Origin of the sequence: Sphingobium sp. TKS (assembly GCF_001563265.1) — a bacterium.
Lineage (GTDB): Bacteria > Pseudomonadota > Alphaproteobacteria > Sphingomonadales > Sphingomonadaceae > Sphingobium.
Map to the genome: position 1 here is coordinate 51913 of NZ_CP005085.1, position 24536 is coordinate 76448.

Annotated in this window: 22 protein-coding genes and 2 pseudogenes; 15 read left to right on the plus strand and 9 right to left on the minus strand. The window is 60.5% G+C overall.

The genetic code is table 11. The features are described 5' to 3' along the window. Positions 1–69: 69 nt before the first annotated feature. Positions 70–234 (minus strand): hypothetical protein, encoded by a 165-nt coding sequence (locus tag K426_RS31910; protein ID WP_158511788.1) that lies wholly within the window; start codon positions 232–234, stop codon positions 70–72. Next, positions 231–701: a hypothetical protein gene (locus K426_RS25495; RefSeq protein ID WP_145907756.1), complete on the minus strand. Its 471-nt coding sequence runs from the start codon at positions 699–701 to the stop codon at positions 231–233. Before K426_RS25495 ends, K426_RS31910 begins: the two co-directional genes overlap by 4 nt. A 317-nt stretch (positions 702–1018) precedes the next feature. Here K426_RS25495 and K426_RS25500 point away from each other — a divergent pair, with 317 nt between their 5' ends. From K426_RS25500 to K426_RS25525, 7 genes and pseudogenes are all read left to right on the plus strand, one after another. After that, complete coding sequence (locus K426_RS25500) at positions 1019–1291, plus strand: AbrB/MazE/SpoVT family DNA-binding domain-containing protein (protein ID WP_021244684.1); 273 nt, start codon at positions 1019–1021, stop codon at positions 1289–1291. Next, complete coding sequence (locus K426_RS25505; RefSeq protein WP_021244683.1) at positions 1278–1667, plus strand: type II toxin-antitoxin system VapC family toxin; 390 nt, start codon at positions 1278–1280, stop codon at positions 1665–1667. Before K426_RS25500 ends, K426_RS25505 begins: the two co-directional genes overlap by 14 nt. A 189-nt stretch (positions 1668–1856) precedes the next feature. Next, positions 1857–2195, plus strand: coding sequence for a hypothetical protein (locus K426_RS25510; protein WP_021244682.1), 339 nt, complete (start codon positions 1857–1859; stop codon positions 2193–2195). Positions 2196–2209: 14 nt separating this feature from the next. Further along, a pseudogene (locus K426_RS32700) lies at positions 2210–2485 on the plus strand (hypothetical protein). A 247-nt stretch (positions 2486–2732) separates the two neighbouring features. Then, positions 2733–2951 carry a ribbon-helix-helix domain-containing protein gene (locus tag K426_RS30635; protein WP_236614749.1) on the plus strand — a complete coding sequence of 73 codons (219 nt, stop codon included), beginning with the start codon at positions 2733–2735 and terminating at the stop codon, positions 2949–2951. Continuing rightward, positions 2941–3246, plus strand: coding sequence for a type II toxin-antitoxin system RelE/ParE family toxin (locus K426_RS25515; protein WP_021244680.1), 306 nt, complete (start codon positions 2941–2943; stop codon positions 3244–3246). Before K426_RS30635 ends, K426_RS25515 begins: the two co-directional genes overlap by 11 nt. Before the next feature lie 211 nt (positions 3247–3457). After that, positions 3458–4821 (plus strand): IS3 family transposase gene (locus K426_RS25525; RefSeq protein WP_145907759.1). Its coding sequence is split into 2 segments (ribosomal slippage): positions 3458–3806 and positions 3806–4821, totalling 1365 coding nucleotides; the frame shifts between segments, so codons are not numbered across the junction. Positions 4822–4886: 65 nt separating this feature from the next. Here K426_RS25525 and K426_RS25530 read toward each other — a convergent pair. Next, positions 4887–5162: pseudogene (locus tag K426_RS25530) on the minus strand (CBASS oligonucleotide cyclase); the annotation flags it as partial. 202 nt (positions 5163–5364) lie between these two features. On the opposite strand from K426_RS25530, the gene K426_RS25535 reads away from it, so the two are divergent. The 5 genes from K426_RS25535 (at position 5365) to K426_RS25555 (ending at position 13572) form a co-directional block, all read left to right on the plus strand. Further along, the gene (locus K426_RS25535) at positions 5365–6429 is read left to right on the plus strand and encodes a helix-turn-helix domain-containing protein (protein ID WP_031290937.1); all 1065 of its coding nucleotides are present in this window, start codon (positions 5365–5367) and stop codon (positions 6427–6429) included. Positions 6430–6432: 3 nt separating this feature from the next. Beyond that, positions 6433–6924 carry a hypothetical protein gene (locus tag K426_RS25540; protein ID WP_021244671.1) on the plus strand — a complete coding sequence of 164 codons (492 nt, stop codon included), beginning with the start codon at positions 6433–6435 and terminating at the stop codon, positions 6922–6924. Between the two features lie 65 nt (positions 6925–6989). Next, the gene (locus tag K426_RS25545) at positions 6990–10097 is read left to right on the plus strand and encodes a tellurite resistance TerB family protein (protein WP_237230196.1); all 3108 of its coding nucleotides are present in this window, start codon (positions 6990–6992) and stop codon (positions 10095–10097) included. Continuing rightward, positions 10097–11401 (plus strand): ATP-binding protein, encoded by a 1305-nt coding sequence (locus K426_RS25550; RefSeq protein ID WP_021244668.1) that lies wholly within the window; start codon positions 10097–10099, stop codon positions 11399–11401. The genes K426_RS25545 and K426_RS25550 overlap by 1 nt, the downstream gene beginning before the upstream one ends. Beyond that, on the plus strand, positions 11398–13572 hold the full coding sequence (locus K426_RS25555) for a DEAD/DEAH box helicase (protein ID WP_021244667.1): 2175 nt from the start codon (positions 11398–11400) through the stop codon (positions 13570–13572). The genes K426_RS25550 and K426_RS25555 overlap by 4 nt, the downstream gene beginning before the upstream one ends. Positions 13573–13607: 35 nt before the next feature. On the opposite strand, the gene K426_RS25560 is transcribed toward K426_RS25555, so the two are convergent. From K426_RS25560 to K426_RS25585, 5 genes are all read right to left on the minus strand, one after another. Beyond that, complete coding sequence (locus K426_RS25560; RefSeq protein ID WP_021244666.1) at positions 13608–17093, minus strand: ATP-binding protein; 3486 nt, start codon at positions 17091–17093, stop codon at positions 13608–13610. After that, the gene (locus K426_RS25565) at positions 17074–18333 is read right to left on the minus strand and encodes a metallophosphoesterase family protein (RefSeq protein ID WP_021244665.1); all 1260 of its coding nucleotides are present in this window, start codon (positions 18331–18333) and stop codon (positions 17074–17076) included. Before K426_RS25565 ends, K426_RS25560 begins: the two co-directional genes overlap by 20 nt. Positions 18334–18817: 484 nt before the next feature. After that, positions 18818–19063, minus strand: coding sequence for a DUF6894 family protein (locus tag K426_RS25570; protein ID WP_145907761.1), 246 nt, complete (start codon positions 19061–19063; stop codon positions 18818–18820). 825 nt (positions 19064–19888) lie between these two features. Beyond that, positions 19889–20482, minus strand: a complete 594-nt coding sequence (locus tag K426_RS25580; RefSeq protein WP_082749202.1) for a MucR family transcriptional regulator — start codon at positions 20480–20482, stop codon at positions 19889–19891. A 232-nt stretch (positions 20483–20714) separates the two neighbouring features. Further along, on the minus strand, positions 20715–21467 hold the full coding sequence (locus K426_RS25585) for a hypothetical protein (RefSeq protein WP_066564044.1): 753 nt from the start codon (positions 21465–21467) through the stop codon (positions 20715–20717). A 330-nt stretch (positions 21468–21797) separates the two neighbouring features. Between K426_RS25585 and K426_RS31560 the strand changes: the two genes are divergently transcribed. Continuing rightward, positions 21798–22700, plus strand: a complete 903-nt coding sequence (locus K426_RS31560) for a lytic transglycosylase domain-containing protein (RefSeq protein ID WP_145907764.1) — start codon at positions 21798–21800, stop codon at positions 22698–22700. A gap of 42 nt (positions 22701–22742) precedes the next feature. Here K426_RS31560 and K426_RS25600 read toward each other — a convergent pair whose 3' ends face one another. Continuing rightward, positions 22743–23246 carry a hypothetical protein gene (locus K426_RS25600; protein ID WP_066564052.1) on the minus strand — a complete coding sequence of 168 codons (504 nt, stop codon included), beginning with the start codon at positions 23244–23246 and terminating at the stop codon, positions 22743–22745. A gap of 617 nt (positions 23247–23863) precedes the next feature. Between K426_RS25600 and K426_RS25605 the strand changes: the two genes are divergently transcribed. Both K426_RS25605 and traL read left to right on the plus strand, forming a co-directional pair. Then, positions 23864–24184, plus strand: a complete 321-nt coding sequence (locus K426_RS25605; RefSeq protein WP_066564060.1) for a hypothetical protein — start codon at positions 23864–23866, stop codon at positions 24182–24184. A gap of 61 nt (positions 24185–24245) precedes the next feature. Then, entirely contained in the window at positions 24246–24536 is a 291-nt protein-coding gene (gene traL, locus K426_RS25610; RefSeq protein WP_066564062.1) for a type IV conjugative transfer system protein TraL, read from the plus strand.

The following is a 24536-nucleotide window of genomic DNA, read 5'->3' on the forward strand; positions in this document are numbered from 1 at the left end:
CCACCGCTGACGATCCTTGCAGGTCGTTCAGCCCCAGATATGTGGAGCGGCGTGCAAATTGCGGCAGCTTCATTCTTGATGATCGTGAAAAGGCAATTTGCCTACATCCAGTTGCTTTGATGACGAAAATCGATCATCAAACGCGAAGCCACCGAATCGAATATGCCGCCGCATGTCGGTCCAGCGATTGAGCCGCTTTACGCTTGAGCCAAGCAGCACCTCGATCTGTTTCACGTGCTCCCGCATCGGGTCCCAAATTTCCGTATCCAAGCCAATCCCTGGCTCAGGGTCTGGCCCTGCCACGGCCCTGATGGAGCATCCGCATCTATGGCGTCTATCAAGCTCACCAGTGCGTCGCGGATGAGCGCTTTGCGCGCATTGTTGAAGCGGAAGCGATATTCGCGCAGCTTCCGCCCAGGATCGCCTATCCAGCCTTCGACCGAATGACCGATCTCATATTCGCCCAGTTCCATGGCACCGATCCGATTCTGCGCGATCGTATCGAGATCTTGAGGTTCGGCCGTCGGCTTCCACCCGTCGAGCATCGGAAGACTCGCCAGCAGCAACGTGTAGGAGCGCTGGCGATCTTCGTATTCGATGTCTTCGCCAAATTCCGGGCCAGACGGTATCATCGAACAGATAAGGCCGCCTTTTAGAACAGTCATGGGTTTCGCAGCACAGATCCTCCCGGATCCGGACATTCGCTTGCAGATGCCTAGCGGCGGGCGGGAGCATGAGATGTGAGTGAGCGTGAGTTTGAGCCGAACTGGGCCTGGCTCGCTCGTCTAACGGCGTCGGGCACTACGGATCGCGAGCGTCGGTTTGATCGGAAGCCGCCGCTCAGCCGCCGCCGCAGGAACGGCCGCAAAGTCCCACGATCCGGCGTTCAGCCTCGTTGAAACCCGACCATGCCCGCCATTCGACCGCCGAATTTCGCTGTCGATGTGCGGACCGGCTGCTCCTTGCCACAGACCACAGCCAATGCTATCTTACCACTGTCTTACTCACGGAGGCCGCCATGGGCGTTCAGGAACGGATCACCACCACGGTTTCAACTAAAGGGCAGGTTATCTTGCCCAAGGCGATCCGTGAACAGAAACATTGGGCAGCGGGCACCAAGCTAATTGTGGAAGAAACGGATGAGGGCGTGCTCCTGAAGGCTGCGCCTGTTTTTGCCGCCACGGATATCGAATCGGTCTTTGGTTCGCTGCGTTCAACCAAGCCCGCTCTCTCTATCGATGAGATGAATATGGTCATATCAGAGGAAGCAAAGCGGCGTGCGCGGGATTGATACCAACATTGTCGTCCGCTTGCTGACTGCCGATGACGAAAAACAGGCGAAGGCAGCCCGCAGCATCGTTGATGGCAACGAAATTTTTCTCGGCGTAACAGTGCTATTGGAGGCAGAATGGGTGCTGCGAGCGGGTTATGGTTTCGCACCCGACGATATTGCTCGCGCGTTACGCGGCCTAGCCGGTCTTCCGGGAATGCTGGTCGAAGAGCCTGGCCATATGGCATTAGCCCTCGACTGGATGGAACATGGAATGGATTTTGCCGACGCTCTTCACCTTGCACGATCCGCCCAATGCACTGAATTTCTGACCTTCGACCGGAAGTTCGCCAAACGCGCTGCGAAATTGGACGCCATCCCCGTCGTCGTGCTCTAAAGCCCATCCTGGACGACACGGTCGAACGGGGACGTGCTCAATCGACCCTTTGCGGTCCTTCACCCATAGATTTTCCATCCCCACCAACGGACAGTCCGCTAACCACATCGGTCGTGGCAGAGATGCCAGTATGGTCATGCCAAGCTGACCACTATAGACAGGCGAAATTCAGATAAAACAGGTGAACGCGTGGCCCGAAAGCATTCGAAACATGGCCCTTACGAGGACGATCATGGCGAGGAAGAAGCTCCTGCGGCCGCACCCTCATGCTGGCTCTGTGGCCGGCCCACCGGCAAAACCATCATCTGGCACCACCCCGTGCCCAAGAGTCGCGGCGGGCGCGATGTCGTGCCGATGCACCCTGTCTGCCAGAAGACGCTGATCGCCAATTTCACCAATTCGGAACTCCAGCGCCACGGGATGGATGTGGAGGGGCTGCTGGCCAACCCCAACATCCGCAAATTTGTCGACTGGGTTGCCAACAAAGACCCCGATTTCACAGCAACCATGGCGAAGAAGCAGCGCTAGAGCCGTTGAAGACGATGAAGCCCAGAAAGCGTTATCTCACCGCGACATTGAGCGACGGCTACGTCAAAACGATCGCCCCCCACGGCATCCCCTTTTACGCATTATTGGCGGATAGTCGCGCAGCTCGAAAACGGCCGGACCGAGGTCTTCTGGGGCCATAGCAAATCGCTCAAAGAGGCGACTGGCAAGAAAGCGGCGACCGCTGACGCGGCACGCCAGCGGGGATGGACGAGCTATGATTTGAGGTGGTAGAACTCGTCGCGTCGATGGATCTGAGCGGTGGACATTAGCCACTGACGGCATCTGATGCTAACTAGACCACCATCGTGCGGATCCGCTGCCGACCCTTTGCCGTCATTCAACTGCTGATTTTCACTCCCAGCTGCGGCTGGTCCGCTTTCCCGTTCCTGGCATCCAACTCCGGCGCATTGCCGCTGACCAGCCACTAGCATCCGCACTGAAGATGCGATATGATAAAATCATATTGGGGCGGAGGTAGGCATGGCTGCGAAGGCAATCACGGTAACGCTTGGCGAAATGTCATTGCATGCCGAGCGCCATCTGGCGTCCGGCCGATATGCTTCTATGAGCGAAGTGATGCGAGCGGGTTTGCGCGCGCTGGATCGCGAAGAGGCTGTATTGGATGAACTGGTGCGCGTCCGCGTTGCGGAAGCCCTGGCTGATCCCCGTCCCCCCTGCCGCTCGACAAGGCATTTGCGCAGGTTAGGGCCTCGATCGCCAAGGCATGACCTGTGATGTGCAACTGTCGGCACTGGCGATAGAGGATTTGATTGCACTTCACCAATGGGTGAGCGTGGAAGCTGATATTCCCACGGCAGATGGCTATCTTACCAGAATTGAAGAAGGCATCGCAGCGTTGGCCGATTTCCTCCATCGCGGATCCCCCCGTGATGACTTGGTGGAAGGTCTGCAGACGCTGACATTTGAGCGCCGCTTATTGATCGCGTATAATGTGGACGGGAATGTCGCCAACGTCCAGCGTGTCATCAATGCATTTCGCGACCTGGCGCCGATCCTACAAAAATCTTGAATTGGCCTATGATTGCCGTCTCTGCTGTCGACCCTTTTTCGCCGTTCAGCGCCTAATTTTCAGTCCCAGCTGCGGAAGGTCAGGTTTTGCGTAACGGTGGCCCGCGTCTCAGGCGACGGTCTACCTTGTCCGCCGTCAGCACCAATGGCACAGATTTGAGGTTGTGATTTAAGGAGTGTTGGGGCTTCGTCGTAGTGACGAAGGAACGAAGATGAAGCCCCAACACTCCTTGAAAAAATCGTCTGCCAAGGCCCCTGCTGAGCGGGTGGTGAAGGACATCCGGCGGCAGACCCGGCGGCACTTCTCGGCCGAAGACAAGATCCGCATCGTGCTCGATGGGCTGCGCGGCGAAGACAGCATTGCCGAACTATGCCGCAAGGAAGGCATTGCACAGAGCCTGTATTACACCTGGTCGAAGGAGTTTATGGAAGCGGGCAAGCGGCGCCTGGCGGGTGACACGGCTCGTGCCGCGACCAGCGGCGAGGTGCAGGACCTGCGCCGCGAAGCCCGTGCCCTGAAGGAATGCGTGGCCGACCTGACGCTCGAAAACCGTCTGCTCAAAAAAAGCATGATCGCGGATGGGGGCGACGACGAATGAGGTATCCCGCATCCGAGAAGCTCGAGATCATCCGGATCGTCGAGCAGTCGCATCTGCCGGCGAAGCTCACTCTCGACAAGCTGGGGATCGCACGCCGGACGTTCTACCGCTGGTACGACCGGTTCCTTGCAGGCGGACCGGAGGCGTTGGAAGATCGGTCATCGGCACCGAGCCGCGTGTGGAACCGGATCCCGCCTGACATCCATGATCAGATCATCGAACTGGCGCTGGAGCAGTCCGAGCTGAGCCCACGGGAGCTGGCGGTGCGCTTTACCGACGAAAGGCGTTACTTCGTGTCGGAAGCCACGGTTTACCGCCTTCTGAAGGCCCATGACCTGATCACCAGCCCGGCCTATGTGGTGATCAAGGCCGCCGATCAGTTCCACACCAAGACCACGCGGGTGAACGAGATGTGGCAGACCGACTTCACCTACTTCAAGATTATCGGGTGGGGCTGGATGTACCTGTCGACCGTGCTCGACGACTTCTCACGCTACATCATCGCCTGGAAGCTGTGCACCAACATGCGCGCCGAGGACGTGACCGACACGCTGGACATGGCACTGGCCGCATCGGGCTGCGACAGCGCCACGGTGCTGCACAAGCCAAGGCTGCTGTCGGACAATGGCCCCAGCTACATCGCGGGCGAACTGGCGGAATACATCGAGGCCCGGAAGATGAGCCATGTTCGCGGTGCCCCGCTGCACCCGCAAACCCAGGGCAAGATCGAACGCTGGCACCAGACCCTCAAAAACCGCATCCTGCTGGAGAACTACTTCCTGCCCGGCGACCTCGAAACCCAGATCGAGGCATTCGTCGAGCACTACAACAACCAGCGTTACCACGAGAGCCTGAACAACGTGACGCCCGCCGACGCCTACTTCGGCAGGGCACCAGCCATCATCAAACAGCGTGAAAGGATCAAGCGACAGACCATCGAACATCGGCGCTTGCAACACCGCAAACTCGCCGCCTAACATCAACCCCCAGACGAAGCCCGCACTCCGCTAATCTACGCCGCGAGTTGTGCCAAATGTTCTGACGACGGACAGGTTTCCTTCGTCGCGTCACGGTCCGAGATGTAGAACACCACATCGACGTCCACCGGGTCCGACGCCGTCCGGCGCAGGATGGTGAATTTCGCGAAGGACCCTGCCTTCACCACCTTGGTGATTTTGATTTCAGTCTTGTCGCGGACGCTCTTGCACAGCTCCGTGATCAGCCGGTCGACCTGCGCATGATATTCCTTCCGCTTCTCCGCCGGCAGGCGCAGGACGTTGCTGTCATAATATCGCAGTTGCGCGTTACTCAAACTCATAGCCCACCCCTTTCCTGCTCGGCATCGCAGACCGGACAGAGGCCGGCTCCCCCGCGCCACCGGTTTACAATAACCAAGGACACCGCAGCATTGAGCAAAACTTAGGATCAGCTTGGCCCATTTCAAGAGGTTTCAGTTTACAAAATTCAATTTATATCGCATTTATGGAAACCGGCCTGCGGGGTCGATGAAGGAGACCATCATGATCGGAAACAAGCTCAAGGTCGCGAGGTCGGCGTCCGGCCTGTCGCTGCGTGCGCTGGCCGATGCGATGGACGGCGTCGTGTCCGCCCAGGCCATTGGCAAATATGAGCGCAACGAGGACATGCCGAGTTCTCGCGTGCTGATCGCGCTTGCCAGGGCATTGGCGGTTTCCGAGGAATATCTGCTGAGCGAGGGCGAGCTGTCGTTAGAGGGTGTAGACTTCCGCAAGAAGGTCGGCACGTCCTCCCGCGAGGAAGCCATGCTCGAGGCTCGCGCCATCCACATGCTTGAACGCTATCTCGCGGTCGAGGACATGCTCCAGATGCGCAGCGTCGAGTGGGAGCAGCCTCGAAGTGCGCCGCATCCGGTGGCCGATATACGCGATGCCGAAGATGCAGCTCGTTCGGTTCGGGACGACTGGGGGCTCGGCAACGATCCGATCCCACATCTGGCCGAGTTGCTGGAGGAGCGCGGCATCAAGGTGCTGTCGCTTGATCTTGATGACGTGGACGGACTTGCGGCCAAGGTGCGGCGCAAGGGCAGCGATGCGGCGCGCGTTATCGTCATCAAGCAAAGCTCCTGGTCGGAGCGCAAGCGCTTTAATCTGGCGCATGAGCTTGGCCATATGGTCATCGCTCCCTCCGGGGGCGTGAATGAGGAAAAGGCCGCGCATCGCTTCGCCGGTGCGTTCCTGATGCCGGCGGATGTTTTGCGCGCCGAAGTCGGCGCCCATCGCTCCTCGATCAGCATCGGCGAGCTGGTGGCCCTCAAGAAGCTGTTCGGAGTCAGCATCCAGGCCCTGGCTTATCGCTGCAAGGATCTGGGTATCATCAACCAGGCCGCATGCGCCCGCCTCTTCAAGGTTTTCGCGGAACGAGGCTGGCGGACGGCACCCTTCGAGGAGCCGGAGAGCATGCGACCGGAACTTGAAGAGCCGCGTCGGTTCGAGCGCCTATGCTATCGTGCTCTGGCCGAAGGCGTGATCGGAGAGTCGCGGGCAGCCGAGCTGCTGGGCATTTCCGTGCGTGAGCTCGATCGGCGACTGGATCAGGTGGCAGCCTGATCCGTGACGGTCCTAGTATCTGACACTTCGGTCATTATCGACCTCGAACGCGCGGACCTTCTCGATGAGATGTTCCTGCTGCCGTTCGAGTTCGCGGTGCCCGATCTCCTCTACGTCCGTGAACTGGAGGGGGAACTTGGAGACAGGCTAATCGTGCTCGGGCTGCGCGTCGAGGAGCTCACGGCCTCCGAGCTGCGACGCGCTACCGGCGTCAATCGCCAGTATCAGAAGCTTTCTGTGCCCGATACGTTTGCCTTCGCCCTTGCGGAGTCGCGGACGTGGACGCTGCTCACCGGCGATGGGATCCTGCGCGAATTGGCAGCTGCCGAACAGATCGCCATGCACGGGGTTCTATGGCTCTTCGACCAGTTGGCTGATGGCGCCCATGTGCAATTCGACCGGCTGCATGGCGGCCTGACCCAGCTTTTCGCCCATCCGCGCTGCCGCCTTCCTGCGAATGACGTGAAACAACGCTTAAACCGTTTTGCCGGCTGACATGGCTCGGTATGACGGGCGCGAGGCAAGGCCATGTCCGAGCCGAGGCTAACGGGGCCAGCTAAATGGCGATGGCCCGCAAACACGTGAATGTTGCAACTCCATCGTGTCGCCATTGCCTAGATCCAGCGAACAAAAATCGGCGTGACCTCTGGGCTACAAAATGGCAAGCCTTCCACATGGGGACCATCTGGAAAATCATTCGCATCATCGCACTTTATGTCGTTTTCTTTATTGCCAGCGCGACAATAGCGGCCGCGCTATTAGACAGCCTCCCTGACGCGATCGAAGCGCTCTTCATCCTGTTCGCACCTTTCATATTCATAATCTGGTACGAAAAGCGCCGGGCAGCCAAGAATGTCACGAGGTCTGCGAGCAATAACCCCGTCCGGCGACGCCGGTTGGGGCCTGGCGAACGAGAAGCACGAGATTCAAGAACGGCCACGCGCCTGGAATATCCTGAAATCGCCCCTCTCGCGCACCCTCCAAGGTCACAGGAAGCCACGGAACAATCCATGGCTTCCGGATCAGGCGCCGTTGAAGCGAGCATGGTAACCGTAAGCACAGCGTCGCCCCGGTCGAAATTACCCGACCAGCCGGCAATATCCGATGATCCCGCACCGTCGAGGACGCGAGAACTCAAAGAGCGGCTCTTTGGCGATGCGTCCTTGATTGTCGATCCAAAGTACGCCGACCTTGTCCAGGCGAGCGCCTCGCGGCTATCTGGGTCAGGGGCTCAGGATAAGCCTGGCAGTCCCAACGGGTCCGCAACCCCGCAGGCATATCGGCTTCAGCACGAGAAATCCGAGCCTGTTCGTGCCGGCACCGACCCGGAAGCGCTAGAAGCCGCATTGCCAAGACGCGCTGCGGAGGGACAATCAGCCGCGCAGCAGGTGGAAGGCTTGTCCGCCGAAGGTTCGATCTTGAACCAGCTAGCCGATCCGGCGCTCGCCCGTCCCTCCCGTATCGATGAACTGCGGCAGAAGCTTTTCGGGGCCGACCCGCGTTCCCAGACGCCACCTATGCCCGCTGTGCCGCAACCGGCCAGCCGTACGGCGCGTTCCGCCGTCAAGCTCCAAGGGTGGGTGCGGCAGGGGGAGAGAATAACCATCGCAGGGCGTGAGTTTGAGGGCATGGTCTATGTGGGGACGCCGCCCAGGATGAACTCGCATGGCTATGGCGAGAAATGCCGGGCCTATATTGACCCCTCCCTATCGGTCGCATCGTCCGATTCCGATAGGAATGGCGATGGCATGTCATACTGGCCCGGATATTCGACCATCCCGGCTGTCTGTCGCGCCACCTATCTCGACTGGCTGGAGGGAGGCCGCCGGGATGCGACTGTCAACCCCGGCTACATGTTTCTTTTCTTCTATGGTCTGGAACGGCGGTTTCTGGTCGACCAGCCGCCAGAAGAAGAGAAGAAGGAGATCGTGGCCGAAGTCGAACGCCTCAAGGCCCTCTTTGCGCAGAACTATTCGGTGCAGAGATATCTCGGGGAGTTTCTCGACATTGCCCGCATCGTGGCGATGGGAGGAATGCCGCTCGATGATCCGGCGCTCAAGCAATCCATCCTCGACAACCGTAGTTGGGACTTGCCTTTCTCGCTGAAATTCGCGCTCGGCAGGATGATCGCCGAGAGTAAAGCCTTCGACGCTGAATGGCTGCATCTATGGCTTATGTGTCATCCCGAGCGCCGCCTGCGGACGCCGGCCGAACGCTGTGGCGAAGAATTCAAGGCGCTCTTCAAGCTGAAGTTCGACGCACTTTATCCCGATGGCCTGAAGGTTCGAACGCCGCGCAAGCAGCTGGCGATGAACTACCGTGCGGCATCAAGTGAATTCAGTTGCTCGGTCAATCTCACGGCGGGTGAAGGCAGGGACGTCGCTGTCCCTGACGTGTCCGATCTGCGTTCACCCATCCAGAAAGCGCAGAAGATAGCGGATGAGTCGATGGACGAGCTGGACAAGTTCAGCCGTTACCTTGGACGCAATGCCGATGGTAGAGGATCGATCGAGGCACAGGCGCTGCTCCCCGCTGCATTGTGGGGGCTGTTCCCTTCAGCAGAGTTGCAGGAGCTCAAGAAGTGGGTGCGCGAGCAGGTGGCGGCTGGCGGACTGGTCCCGGCCCTAGAGATCGTTTCTCGCATGGAGGGTAGTTCTCCCGACAAGCTTGGCAAACGCCAGTTGACCGGTGCGGCCGATGCGCTTGCCCGCATAGGCTTCGGCATGGCGCCTGATCCGAGATTCTCGCTGCGCGGGCCCAGGATTGACGAACCGGTGGTCATTTTCGATCTCGCCGAAACGGTCGAGCAGCTGGAAGTCGTCTCGGCTGCCTATCGGGCGGCATTGTTCGAGCTGGCACTGGCCACCTTTGTCGCGCATTCGGACAGCAAGATCGTCGAAGCGGAACGGCGGGCGCTGCGGGATAAGGTCGAAGCGACCGTGGGCATCACCGACCTTGAGAGAAAGCGTCTCCACGCCAATCTGAAATGGTATCTGGAGGTGCCGCCTGACATGTCGTGGCTGCGCACCAGATTGAAGGAGGTTGACGCCGAGCACCACCTCGCGCTTCGTGCGGCGGTTGTCGCGACCGCCCACGCTGACAGCGTCATTCAGTCCGAGGAGGTAGCCTGCATCGAGAAGATCTACAAGGCGTTGGGGATCGATGCTGGGCTCGTATACGCAGACCTTCATGCCGGCGAGGTTCCCGACGGGCCGGTGCGGGTCAGGGCAGCCGAAGCGGAAGCCCCGGGCGAACGTATTCCTGCCGAGCCGAAAGCCAGGGTGGGATCGCTCGACGCGGCGCGCATCGCCGCGATCCGGACCGATACCGAGCGCGTCTCGAACGTGCTGGGCGAAATTTTCGCGGCGGACGATGACGCGAACCACGATGCGCCTCGCACACACGCGCTTTTATCGGCACTGGCGGGGCTCGACCACAGGCATGCCGCTCTCGTCGATCTGCTCGTCCAGCGCGGGAATTGGACTCAAGAAGAGTTCGCAGGCATTGCCGGGCAACAGGGCTTGCTGCCATCGGGTGCTCTAGAGGCCATAAACGAGTGGGCGTTCGAAAAATTCGATGAAGCCCTGCTCGATGAATATGATGGCTATGATGTGTCACAGGACATCGCGGAAGCGTTGCGGGCCGAGATGTCAAAGGGGGATAATTGATGTCGAAACTGAAGCCTCGCGAGCGTGATACGATCGTCCAGGCATTGCGAGCAGGTGTCGTTCCCAAGCTGGGACTTCGTCACATCCAGGTCGGTCGCGCCCGTGAGATCGAGGAGCTCGTCAAGGACATGGACCGGATCGCCGATGGCGGTTCCGCGATCCGTTTCATCATCGGCGAATATGGGTCGGGCAAGACCTTCTTCATGAATCTTATTCGCCTCGTGGCGCTTGAAAAAGGGCTGGTCGTGATGTTTGGCGATCTCGCGCCCGACCGGAGAATTCATGCGACCGGCGGGCAGGCGCGGGGCCTCTATGCCGAAATGGCGCGAAATCTCGCCACGAGAACCAAGCCTGATGGCGGCGCGCTTGCCAGTGTCGTCGAGCGGTTCGTCAGCCAGGCCCAGCATGATGCCGAGGCGCAAGACCAGCCGACGGTGGAAATCATTCGTCAGCGTCTGGCCCATTTCGAGGAACTGACCGGCGGCTTTGACTTTGCGCAGGTTATCCGCCGCTATTGGGAAGGTCATGAAACGGGTGATGAGGAGCTGAAGTCGGCGGCGATCCGCTGGCTGCGCGGTGAGTTCACCACAAGGACCGACGCGCGCAAAGCCCTGGGGGTTCGCACGATCGTCGACGACGCGAGCGTCTACGATCACCTGAAGCTGATGTCGGCATTCGTTTGTGAAGCAGGCTACAAGGGCCTGCTCGTCGGCCTCGATGAGATGGTCAACCTCTACAAATTGACCTCGTCACAGGCACGCAATGCCAATTATGAGCAGATCCTGCGCATCCTGAACGACGTTCTGCAGGGCAGCGCAGAAAATCTCGGTTTCCTCATGGGAGGGACGCCCGAGTTCCTCATGAATACGCGGCGGGGCCTCTACAGCTACGATGCCCTGCAATCGCGTCTGGCGGAGAATAGCTTTGCCCGCGATGGTCTGGTGGATCTCTCTGGACCGGTCATCCGCCTTGCGAGCCTGACGCCTGAAGACCTGTTCGTGCTCCTCGCCAATATTCGCGCCGTCATGCAGGGCGACAGCGCGACGCTGCCAGACGACGCCTTGGAAGCCTTCATGGTCCATTGCTCGGACAGGATCGGGGAAGCCTATTTCCGGACACCGCGCAACACGGTCACCGCCTTTGTGAACCTCCTTGCGGTCCTCGAGCAGAATCCTGGCGTCGCATGGTCCGACCTCATTGAAAAGCTCGACATCGCCCAGGATGGCGGCGATGACATGAGCGATGTCGATGAGATTGTCGGCACGGTCCCACACACTGATGAGCTTGCCAGCTTCCGCCTGTGAGCGCCGCATTCGACAAGCTTGCCAGGCCGATCCAGAAGTGGATTCGCGAGCAGGGCTGGCGTGAACTGCGCGATATCCAGGCACGTGCAACGCATGTGCTCATGGAGGGCGATGCCGACCTTATCGTTGCCGCCAGCACCGCGGGAGGAAAGACCGAAGCCGCATTTCTTCCGCTGCTTTCCCAGGTGCTCGATGATCCGCGCGAAATATCGGGTTTCGACATTCTCTACGTCGCACCGTTGAAGGCGCTCATCACCGATCAGGCCCGACGGCTGGAGGATATCTGCCGTGAGACCGAACTGCCAGTTATCCCATGGCACGGCGATGTACCATCCTCGGTCAAGACCCGCGCCATCAAGCGGCCCGGAGGCGTGCTGTTGATCACGCCGGAATCGCTCGAAGCCCTGTTCATTCGCCGCGGACTTGAGATACCCCGGCTGTTCGGCGCAACACGAGCGGTGATCCTCGACGAACTGCACTCCGTGCTCGACAGCGAGCGCGGCATTCAGATGCGCTCGCTTCTCGCGCGCCTTGAGCAGTCACTGGACCGCGCAATCCGCCGTGTCGGCCTCTCGGCCACGCTCGGCGACATGGGGCTGGCAAAGGCCTATCTCCGTCCCGATGATCCCGGGGAAGTGAAGGAGGTGGTTGCCGCAGGGGGATCGGCAGAGTTGCAACTCCAGCTGCGCGGCTATGTTACCGGTGGCAGGAATGACGAGCGACCATCGGCAACCGACGCCATCGCTCTCCATCTCTTCGAGCATCTCAGGGGCAGCGATAACCTGGTATTCGCGGGCGCGCGCCAGGCAGTCGAAATCTATTCGGATCGCTTGCGGACATTGTGCGAAAATGAGCGTCTGCCACAGGAATTTCACCCCCACCATGCGAGCCTCTCCCGAGAACATCGCGATTTTGTCGAACGGCGCCTTAAGGACAGCAACGCTCCTACCACGGCGGTCTGCACCTCGACGCTCGAACTCGGCATCGACATTGGCGAGGTGACCTGTGTCGGGCAGATCGGCGCCCCCTTCAGCGTTGCTTCGCTTCGTCAAAGGCTGGGTCGGTCAGGACGACGCCTCGGCAAGCCGGCCATTCTCAGGCAATATGTCGTGGAGGCGAAGCTCGAGCCGGCGAGCAACTTCTCCGACCAATTGCGACTTGGCCTGGTGCGAGCCACCGCGATGATCGAACTGCTGCTCGAGGGCTGGTGCGAACCGCCACAGCGCGGCGCGCTGCACCTCTCCACACTCGTCCACCAGATCTTATCCGTGATCGCGGAGCGCGGCGGTGCGCGCGCGCAACAACTCTACGCAATGCTCTGCCTTAAAGGGCCGTTCCGACAGGTCGATACCCAGCTCTTTCTCGATGTGCTCCGCGCGTTGGGACATCCCGAGACCGCGCTCATCGAACAGGCTGATGACGGATTGCTGCTTCTGGGCGCGATGGGCGAAAAGCTGGTCGAACATTATAGCTTCTATGCGGTCTTCCAGACGCCCGAGGAATATCGGCTGATTTCCGGTGGAAAGGAACTGGGCACGCTGCCGATCGACAATATGATTGCTCCGGGAATGCTACTCATATTCTCAGGACGGCGTTGGCTGGTCCTGGAAGTCCATGACCGAGACCGCATCATCATGGTCTCACCGGCAAAGGCCGGCGTCCCCCCTCTCTTCGGGGGCGAGCCCGGCAACATCCATGACCGTGTGATTGAACGCATGTTCGATATCTTGGAGAGGAGGCATCACCCGATCTACATGGATGCAACCGCGCTGGAATTGCTCGAGGAAGCCCGCAGTCACTACATCCAGCTGCGCTTCGATCCCGGTCGCATAGCGCAGCTGGGCGACAAGGCTGCCGTGCTCGCGACCAGAACGGGCTCGATTCGAACCACGACGCTGGCCTTGGCCCTACGCGCCAGCGGATTTACGGTCCAGACGCATGACGGCTTTCTGGAAGTCTTCGGAAAGGACGCAACACCCCCATTGATCGAGACGCTTTCTGCGCTGGCCAGCGGCAAGGCCGTTGATCTCTTCGCGCATGCGCCGAACCTGTTGTTTGAAAAATTTCATCCCCACCTGTCTCAGGCCTTGCTGCAGCAAGATGCGCTTTCGGCGCGGTTGGATGCAGGCGGATTGGCTGAACTTTCCCGTTCAATTCTTGGCCGCAGCTAGAATTCTGCTATCAGACCGACATTCGGACGCTTGATTCACGCAGCCCTGTCGAGGTCGATGATGTTGGCGAGCCCGTGTGCTGCCAGCGGTTCTGCAAGCGACCGAACGCTGCGATGGTGCGTGAATAGCAGGACCTGGTTGGTTTTGCCGAACTGGGCTAGCAGATCGAGGGTGGACCGGCTGCGCTCATCATCGAAATGCACGAGAATGTCGTCGGCTATGAAGGGCAGGGGCTCCGTCGCGCCGCCGTAATTTTCAAGGCTGGCCAGTCGGAACGCGAGGAAAAGCTGGTCGCGCGTCCCGTCGCTCATGGCGGCTACCGGAGCGAGACCGCCATTGGCTCGCCGCCCGACAACCACAGGGAGGCCCTTGTCGTCAATATCGGTCTCGATGCCGGCAAATTCCCCCAGCGTAGTTGCCCCAAACAGCTCGCCTGCCCGCTGAATGAGGGGATCTTGCTGCTCGGCCCGGATCGTCGCCATGGCCGAGGTCACCAGCTCGCGCGCCACCGACAGTTCCAGATAGCGTTCGAGGGCGAGGTGCATCTGGGCCGCCGCCGCCTCGCGTTCGGCCACCGCGTGGTTGACCTCGCCCTGGCTTAAATAGGCAGCCAGATCGTCCTGTGCCGCTTTCTCGGCAAGGATAGTTGCCTCAATGTCGCTCTCGACCTCCAAAGCACGCGATTTTTGTTCGTTGATTTCTGCCCGAACGTCATCAAGGTCCCGTTCGGCCCATTCCGCGCGCAGGGCGCCGATCTCGAGTTGGTCGCCCACATCAATGGCAGTGCGCTCCGCCAGGGCAATCTGCTCGCACAATCTGGCGCGCGCTTCGCACCTTGACGCCACTTCCAGCATCGCGCCAACATTACCGGCATCGAGCTTCGCCGACGCGGCGAGCGCGGCGAGTACTTCCATGGCAGCGCCAAGGGCTTCCTGCGCCTGGTCGGCTTCGACCTTGGCTTCCTCATATTCGGGCAACAACCCATCATATTGGGTCTGGACGGTGGCATTGGCCTCAAACCGCGCAAGCAGCATCTGGGCTGCAACAACGCAGTCTTCGCTGACCTCGATCGCGAGCTCCGTCGCGAGGCTGCTGACATCTGCCGCAAGGTTCGCTTCGTCCTCGTCCATGCGCTGCAGCCGGTGGCGGGACTGACCAATGGCTGACAGCAGGCCGCGTGCGCCAACCCATTCCGTGACCGCATTAAGGGCATCGCCCGGCAGAATATCCGGTTTGAGCCCCAGCGCAGCAGTGGCGGCCGGCCATGCCGCCATCGAGGCGTCCTGCGCGTCTGACAGGAGCCGCAACTCTGCCTCGACCTGTCTGTGCTGTCGTAAGAGTTCTTCCCGATCGCGCATGTCCCGGGTATAGTCGGCATGCGCCTGTTCGTGCCGTGAAATCGCGCTTTGCACCGCGCTGACCCGAGCCGCGAACGACGGCGAGGGGTCGAGCTTGCGGCTTTGTTCCACCCGTTCAAGTAGCTCAACGGTGGGTGCAAGCTGGGCTTGGTCGATCGCCAGCGCAGCTGACGAAGCGCGCATGCGCTCGGATTCGTCCAGCACCTGTTGCCGCGCCTGGGCGAATTGCAGCAACGATGCGAGTTCAGGACGCATGGCCACCACTTGCGCGAAACTGTTCGACCAGGCGGTCTGCCGCGTTTCCAGCTGTGCGGCAAGAGCGGCCGCTTCGACCTCGGCCGCCTTTGCCGCGGCGCCCGCCTCCGCGCCGCGGCGCAGTGCGTGGGTGAGCGAGGCGGCCCGTTCAGCTTCCGCGGCGCGACGATCAGCCAGTTCGTCGGCAGAGATGATGGCCGCCTCGAGCCGGTCGGCAGACGCCAGGCGATCAGCGGCATCATCGGGCAGCTGTCCTGCTACAAAGGCTGACTTGAGCGGCTTCCAGGCATCGGCGCGCAGGGCGCGTGCCTCGGCCAGCGAGGCGTCGCTCGCGATCGTCCCTGATGCCTGCAGCTCGCCGATCTCGGCTTCCGCTGCGGAAATGTCGCGCTCTACCTGGCGCTTGAACCGCTCCTGCTCTCCGATCTGCAGGATCAGGCTGTCGCGAGCTCCCTGTTCCATGCGGACGGCGTCCGCGTCTGGACAGGGGAGGCTCGCCAGGGCCTCAATCGTTTCGAAGCCAAGCGCGGCAAGCCGAAGCGCCAAGGCGGCGCTGTCAGTCTCCAGCGCCTGCCAACGTGCCTGATATGCCGCCTTCTGCGCCGCGAGGCTGGCAAAGACGGAGGATGATGTCTCGGGCGGAGCGTCCACTCCTGCTTCACGCGCGGTATGCAGACGATCCTCGATCGTCGTGAGTGTATCTGCCAGTTCGCCAAGGCGTGCTCTGGCGCCAGCGAGACCGGGACGCCGTTCCACCATTTCATTGGCAAGGCGCAGAACGTCATCGAGAGCGGACTGGTCCGGTAGGAGCAAGGCCAGGTCCGCGTCGGCGGCAAGGTCGAGCATTCGGCGGAGTAGGGATAATTGAGCCTCCCCCTCGTCAATCTCACGCTGGCGATTGGCCCGATCGGATCTGGCCTTGCTGACGTGAATGGCGCGCTCGCCAAGATCACGCAAACGCTGTTCGGAGGCCTTGAGCTCGGCGTTCACGACCAGCGCATCGAGCCGGGCCTTCAGGCGGCCCCCCCGGTCGGTCGCGCCCTTGAGCCGCTGTTCTGCCTCATCCCGCCTGCCAAGAGCGGCTCTGGTCCTGGCGGCGAAATCACTCGAAAAGGAGGCGATATCGTCATAGGCCTTCAACTCCTGCGTCAGATTGTCGAGCGCACGCAGATGGGGCCCGACCCGCAGCACGCGCTCCAGCCTGGCGGTCGTCATGCCGAGTTCACGTCTCTCGGCGCGTAGCGCGTCGAGCCTTTCGCCCGCGGCACTCGCAGCCTTGCGCGTCTGTTCGTAGGTTTCACGGGTCAGTTGGGCACTTCGCGCGGTCTTCTCGGCGGCCTCGAATGCGCTCAGCTGCTGGTAGAAGACACGGCTCGCAGAACGCCTGCTATCAAAGAGCTTGTCGGCTTCGGTGTCGATATCTTCGAGGCGGGATACCAGCGTCCGGAGGCCTCCCCCCGCTTCCACGATCAGCCGCCCGATGTCCCCATCAGCATGAAGCAATCGTTCCCCGCCATTACGCAAGGTCTCGTGGTTGAGCCCGAAAAGCGTTTCGAACCGCTCCCGGGTTATTGCACCCAGGACCGGGCCCAGCACGGCGTCATCGAGCGCGGTGCCGACAGGGTCGGCGAGGGTCTTGCCATTGCCCTTGCGCCGCTTGAGCGTCAGCAGGTTGCCGTCGGCCATCAGCATCGATGCGCCGATGCGCATGCCATCATAGCCGAACAGGCTGCCGCGCTGCGTGTTCCTGGGGATTGAGAACAGGAAATCGCTGATCGCCTCGAGGCACGTGCTCTTGCCCGCCTCATTGGCGCCGAACACGACCGTGAGGCCTGCTGCGTCCGGGATCAGGAGTTCGCGGCTGGCGCAGCCGCCATATTTTTCGAGGCTAAGCTTGGTCAGGCGCATGACCGGCCTCGCTGACAAGACTGCGCGCAAGAGCCGCCGCGCGCTCGGGGATTTCGGCGCGCATCTGCTCGATGAAGGCATCGGCATGCGCGCTCGCGGGCAGTTTCGTCCGGATTTCGGCAAGCCGCGCTTCCAGAGCCCTGGCAATGCCGCTGTCCTGGCTGAGGCGGGTAACCTCCTGCTCAAGCTTTCCAGCCACGGTCGGATCGACTGCCCCGGGCTGCACGGGATGTCGCGTTTCGAGTGTCAGCTTTTCCAGCCACACATCGTGCGGGATCGTGGCGAGCAGTGTTTCCACGTCCTCCCGGAAAGCAGCGCGCTCAAGAGTGAGCCTGGAATGCAGCGGCGTCGAGCCGGTCACACTCAGCCGCAAGGCAATGGGCCGTCCGTCGGCCCGCTCGGCCTCTTGCACGATATGGTGGCGCACGAGATCCAGAAGTTCCGGCTGATCGTTCAATCCCGATATGTCGACCATGATCGAGGCCCAACGCACCACGTCGAGTGCGCGATGCTCAAGGCTGATGACCCTGCCTTCATCGACCTTGACGAGTACGGCCCCCTTGGCTCCGGCTTCACGCGGATGCCGGCCCTGGAGATTACCGGGATAGACGATGTGCGGGTGTTCGCCGAGCACGGCATGGGCGTGGACATGACCCAGCGCCCAATAATCATAGCCATGATTGGCGAGCTGTTCGCGCGTGCAGGGCGCGTACCGGGCGTGATGGCCCTCACTGCCCGCGCATGCCGTGTGGAGCACGCCGATGTTGAACAGCGCCTGGGTTGCTGCCGGGTACTCGCGCGCAAGGTCTTCTGAAACATCAGGACGCGGGAAACTGCGGCCGTGGATGGCGACGCCCACATCGTCGAGGAGATGCGTTGCTGCCCGGGCCTTGGGAAAGACATGGACATTCCCGGACAGGGATAGTTTATCAGCAAAGCGATTGCCCGCGTCGTGGTTCCCCAGCACCATGAAGACCGATATTCCGGCCTCGTCCAACCGACGCATGCCTTCCATGAAATAGAGTCCGGTCTGGAAGTTGCGCAGATCCCCATCGAAGATGTCGCCGGCCAGCAACATGAACCGGCACCGTTCGTCGATCGCGAGGGCTACCAGCTTGTCGAAGGCTTCGCGCGACGCTGCTTCCACGCGCGCGGCATAATCGGCGGATTTACCCGCTAATCCCAGGAGCGGACTATCCAGGTGAAGATCGGCAGCATGTACAAAGGTGAATCCGGTCAATCTTGGCCTCCCTTCGTGCACATGCCATGAACCACGCCAGAATGTCTCGGCAAAATCGCATTTTGAGGAGAGAGGTAGTCGATCCTTTCTGGATGCGCCCAGGATCCTGTCCGACCCTTGCCTGCAGGGCTGCCGGTCCGTGCAACCAGGCGAGCGAGCCGGGGGGCATGGTTGTTGCGTGATGGCTAACGATGGACTGAAGGGCGGGCGCGAGGGGTTCCTGGCCTACCGATCGCCGTCCCATTTCTTGGACTGCCGAGAATAAAATCTTGGCCTCGTCCTTCAATGCTTGCTAATGCTTTTGTCCTCGGCCGGACAACCCCTTTTCAGGCTGAGCATCTGAGGCTCGGTGCGCATTTGCGCGCCGCTTCAGGGGTCCCGGCGCCATCCGCTTTGAGCGGCGTTGCATGACCGGCGCCGGGAATTCCTGCCCTTGCCCGCAGCGCAGCTTGACTCTTGTCAGGCGCCAAGGCCGGCGCGTCACTCAAGTGGCGAAAGAGGGGCGCCCTGGCGGCACGTCGTTCGCCGCTACCGTCAAGGCATAGATGATCGTTCCGCCTTCGTCAGCCACCTCAAGGCGCCAGCTATCCGATGCCGAAATCAGGCCCGGTTCGTGGGCCAGGAGTGATCCGGCGAATTGCACCGCCGCGCATTTCGCATCCTTGTCGCTGTCGAATTCGGTTCCATCGAGATCCGGTTCCGACTGCATATTGAAGAAATATCGAGCCACGCAGATCCTCATGAACTGGAAAATCAGTCAAGATGAGTTTCATTCTGATAAGCCCATTTATAACCCATTTCGTGGAATGAGGAAAGAACCGAGCATTCAAATCATGTCATGATTGATTGATGCAGGTGAAGAACCGGTATTGAGGTGCTAGTGAACCGAACAGGAGCGGATCGCAGAGAGCCCTGATCTGGCAGCGGACGTCTGGCGCTTCCTTCAATTGCCTTCGGCCGGGCAGCGCCAAGCGGCGGCGCAGGCATGTCAAGATTGCGGCCACTCCGCAAGGAGGCTTGTGTCCGGGCCGTGCATCAGTTTCCCGGATGGACTCATTTTGGACGGAAGGCTAGCTTTGCCGGGATGAGGGGCGTGATCCTGTTTGCACTATGCTTGACGCTCTGCGGATGCAAGTTGAGTGAAGCTGAAATCCTGGAACGGAAATATCGGCGATCGGTAGAGATGTACGGCCAACGCAAGAGCTGCGCCGACGAGCATATCATCGCTGAGGCATGGGCGCGCGAGGGGAATTGGCAGAAATATTCCGCAGCGAGGATCCGCGAGGCAGCGCAATGCCAGCAAGAGCAGGCCGGAATCGATCAACTGCCTTTGGGTTCGACGTCCGCCACGAAAAGCGCTGGCGCCGATGTTCGGGGCGCTTTGCCAGATGACGCTGCAGGCAACATGGTCCCCAGCCTTGCCGGGGACGGCTAAGCCTGATTTGCTGCCGAGCCTTACCATTTCATCTATGCCAGTGGCACGCCGCTCCCGCTCCTGGGCGACCGGAGCTAGTTCGTCTCGCTCAGGTGCAGACCTCGATACGGCCGACAGTTACTATGGGTTTGGGAACCTGATCGAAAGGACAGGCTTTGGCACTGCGTTCTTGCGCGACGCACTGCGTAGGGTCTTGGCCGACCCCGCCGGCTTCTTGACCGCTGGCTTGCGGCCGGGCTGTCGCGCCGGGATGTCCGATGCGGGGGCGGCACCGGTGGTCGGGGATGGCACGGGAGCATTCGCAAGCGCTGCGGGCTTGCGGCCAAGGCCCAGTTTTCGGGCGATGGCGCGGCGCGCTTGCGAATAGCCGGCCGCCACCAGCGGATAGTCTGCCGGGAGCTTATAGCGCTCACGATATTGCGCGGGTGTGAGGCCGTGTCCTGAAAGATGGCGCTTGAGAGTCTTGTACGGCTTACCGTCGATGAGGCTGAGGATGTGGTCGGGCGAAGCGATGCTCTTGCGGATCGAAACCGCCGGCGTGAACTTCTCCGCCGTCGGGATTGTCGCCGGGCTGATCAGGTCCTGCCTGAGGGCTGCGCGGGTGGTTCTGATCAGCTCTGGCAAGGCTCCGGCTTCAAGGCTGTTATTTGATACAAAGGCGCTCAGCAGTTGCACGGCAAGGGCGGTGACATCCGGTTGAGCGTCAATTGTCATGTTTGAAGACCTGTGAGGAAGTAATGGCGGGCTTGTTGCCGCTCGTGAGCCAAAATGCAAATGCTATTGGTGAAGCGAAGTGGCAGTCGGAATGGGAAATCCCGCGCTCTGTGCGGGCGCAGGGAGGAGAATGCGGGGCGGAGATCGGGGCGACGCGCGAGCGTGAGTCCCGCTCTGCGACTGTTCGGCCCTCCAAGATATTGGGCATCATGGTCCAGGCTTCACGACGCGTTCAATCGAAGCCGAGCGCCTTCGTGATTCTGGCGATCTCTTCCCTGTCAATTATATTGGGCGCTCTTGCCTGCCGGGGGTTCAGTAGGCTCCTGTTGAGAGGCTTGGCATAGTACAGCCATTCACGGCGCGCACCGCGCATAAGGGCGTCCGCAATTTCCGCATCTTCTTCGTTCCGATATTCAAAAAGATCGATATGAATGGTCGAGATGCCTTTGAGGCGATCGGCATCAGCAAACTGATCCATGGTCTTCCGCTTGATCCGGGTAACGATACGCAGGCTTTGGCCTTTTTGGGCATTGATCACATGAACGGGGTGCTCTTCGAAGCTTTGCTCTGCGATCGAAAATATTTCGGCATGGCCGACCCTGCCCAAGACGGGAGGAATGCGAAGCGACCGCCGCTCCAATAAAATGGCCGCTATGAAGTTCAGGGCAGCCGCGTTAGTCGCGGCTTCGCAGGATACACCATGCCCGGATGCATGCGCGAAGTGGGCTTCTTTGATGTCACCCTTCTTTGCTACGAGCGGCGAGCCGCATTCGCATAACAGGCCCTGGCCACCGCCCCTGTCGGCTTCGTCGATGAAGATTTTGCGTCCTTCGCGGGCATCATGGCCCCAGACAATCATCGCCCTGCCGTGGCTCCCGATCACATAACCAAGAGAGTTGCGGTGCTGCATCAAGCCATTCAACCAGATCGACAGGAAATGACAAGCCGCATGCGGTATCGCGGATTGATAAGTCCGGGTTTGCATTTCCGCCGATCGCGCAAGGATGCGAGAGCGAGATGACGGGGCCCTTCGTGGCTCGAGGGCGCATCTTTTCGGGTCCGCTGGCCGGCGCGACAGCGCATGTCACCGCCTTTGTCGAGGGCGGACATGTGGGGCGGAACAGCCTCGTCGATGCCGATGCATCTCCTTGCCCCATGGCGGACGCGCATTTGCCGTGCTCCCGAGTCAATTCGGGAAAACTGACCCTGGAGATGTCTTTGCTGGAATGGGGTGCCATTTGGGCGGCCAAGGAAAGGATTGACAGGATCTTGCGGCATGATGTCCAAATGAGTCTAAAGGAATGGAGAAGCATTCATGCGCAGAAGGAAAATTCTGTTCTTATGGTTGCTGATTTGGCCGGGCTGCGCCCAGGCAGGAGCGGGGGAGCCGAGCCATAAGGTGGAGTTGATCCAGATGGCGGGGCGTTCGGCCCGCCTTCCTGTCGAGGCGGGAGAGCGCGACGGTTCAGCCGACGCTTTCCACGACAGCATCGACCCTGTTTCGCGGTTCCGGATCCATGGGCTCTGCCGCGCTCCGCGGAAGTGGCAGGAGGCCCGCGCCACTGGCTGGCCGTGCGGTCGCGCGATCGAGCGGGAGGGGCGGGATCACAGTTCGCAAAGCCATGAAATCGCCGCCATGCCGATTCCGGGGTGGATGCAGCCTGGAGGATTCCAGGCCGACATTTCCCTTCCTGACTGTGCGCCAGCCGCCTATCGGCCGGCAGGCTTCCTGAGTGCGGCTGCCGAAGAGCGGCGAGCCGCCCATTTTGACGCCATGCACGCCATGGCATGCAAATTTGGCATTCCCGTGGGACTTTTCGACGCGCTGATCATGCAGGAAAGCGCATACCGCCCGCGTGCGGTGTCGCCCAAAAATGCCTTCGGCCTTGCTCAACTGATGCCGCAAACCGCCGCCGAACTGGGCGTCGATCGTTATGATGTGGTCCAGAATCTTCTCGGGGGCGCGAAATATCTGCGCGCCCAGCTTGACCGCTTTGGCCATTATCCACTTGCCCTTGCCGCCTATAATGCCGGGCCGGGGCGGATCCGCAACGCAGAGATGCCGCCCATTGCCGAGACGCGGCGCTATGTCGCCGATATTCTTGCGAACTGGAACCGGCTCGAGGGTCTGGTGAGCAGGCCTGCCCCTCTTGCGGGACCCGCGCGCTCTCCTGCGCGGGAACCTGCAAGCAGGCGGGCCAATATCATGATCTTCTGAGGCGGTAGATGGTGGCCGCGGCCACTGGCCTGGCCGCGTCGCTCAGAGTTCCATGAAGGAATTGCGGCGGGCGAGCATGGAAAGGACGGTGTCCATCATCTTCTTTGTCACGCCCGCCGTCAGGCTTTGGGACCATTCTTCCTTGAAAAAAGATCCGTCCACGCCGTGTATCTCCTTGATTGCCTGCATGATCGACCGGGGAAGGTCGACATAGAAGCGCGCCAGGAGCTTGAAGAGGGGACGGTGCTCCGGCTCCTCGCAGAGCCTTGCCTCCACATTGACCGAGGCCTCGATCAGGCTGATCCCCAGGGCCCTGAAAATCCGGTGTATCTCGGTTAATTGCGGCGCCCTGCGCTGGAGGGGGTTGCGATGAAGGATCCGTCCAAGACGACTTTTGTTGATGCCGCAGGCGAGGGAAAGTGCCCGTAGCGTGAGCTTCCTGCCGTCAATAATTTCCAGTATGAAGCTGATGCAGGCACGCAATTCCTGATCGTCAGCATCGTCAACGCCGTCAGAATCGGCAGCCGACTTCACAAGTCGCGTCATAGCGCCCCTCCCTGTTTATTCGTTCATGACAAGGGGAGTTGATCAGAGATTTTCCATCACGACAAGGCCTTATGCGAATATTTGCTTCACAATGAATGAAAACTTGCCAATCCTTGATACCCAAAAGTGCCGTGTCAGAGCGCCTTCTTAGCCGGGCAGCAGAGAATGACCACATGGTCGCATTGCCTGAAAAATAGGGCGCTTTGCCCCACCCGAGGGGCTTTTGATCGTGGGGGGGGTCCGCACTGGCGAGCGCTGCCATCGGGCAAGCCTCCTACCTGCAAGTTTTGTCGCTCACGCCCGCGTGCGTTTCCCAAAGATACGGCAGATACATCCAAGTCACTGCGAGTCGAAAGGAAAACGAATCAATAATTATATGGCGTCACGATCTGTCCCGGTGATAAGGATCAGCATCCACCATTGCGGGAACAGATTGTCCCTAAACTATCAAACGAGTCCCTTCTTCAGGGACGAAGACTTAGTTTGAAGCGATATTATCTAATACAACAGGTAAATACCGACATATGGCTACGATCGGAGCTTGAATCCTTCGTTAACTATGGAACATCCTTTCACCAGGCGCAGATTGATTGCGTCGCTCACCGAAGGAAAATCCGATGCATTCTCTCCTCAACTCAGCCGGGCGCGTGGAGGCGGCAGTCTTCGCCATGCTCCTGGTCGCCTTTGCCCTTTTCCTGTTCGCAGGCCCGGCCTTTGCCGGCGCCGATGCGACATTCGATACGGCTGAAACCACCTTCACCGGCTTTCTCGAGGGATCGGGCGGCCGCATCATCACCATCCTGTCGCTTGTCGGTGGGATCGTGGGCCTTGCCTCGGGCCGCTTCTCGCTCGGCCAGATCGCCATTCCGGTGGGCGTGGGTGTCGGCGCCGGCACCGGCATACCGATCGTGACCTCGACCGTGACGGCCGTGATCTGAAGCTTTCCTGGCGAGGCTGGCGCGCGTGTTGCTCCAGTCTGGCCAGGGGGAGGGTGGTGATATGGCGCAGGACAGATACATGATTCCGGCTCATCTGGACGATCCTGAGCTGATCGGGTTGTGGACGCTCGATGAGTTCCTGGCGATGGTTCTTCCATTCGTCTGGGGCATCCTGTTTCAGCATATCCTCATTGGCATGGCGCTCGCCGCGGCAGGCTGGTGGGGTCTGCGGAAAGCAAAGGCAGGACGCGCGGGATCTTGGTTTCTGCACCTTGCCTACTGGCATCTGCCGTCCGGTTTTACCGGCCTGCAGGCCACGCCACCCTCCTACCTCCGACTGATGGCGGGCTGA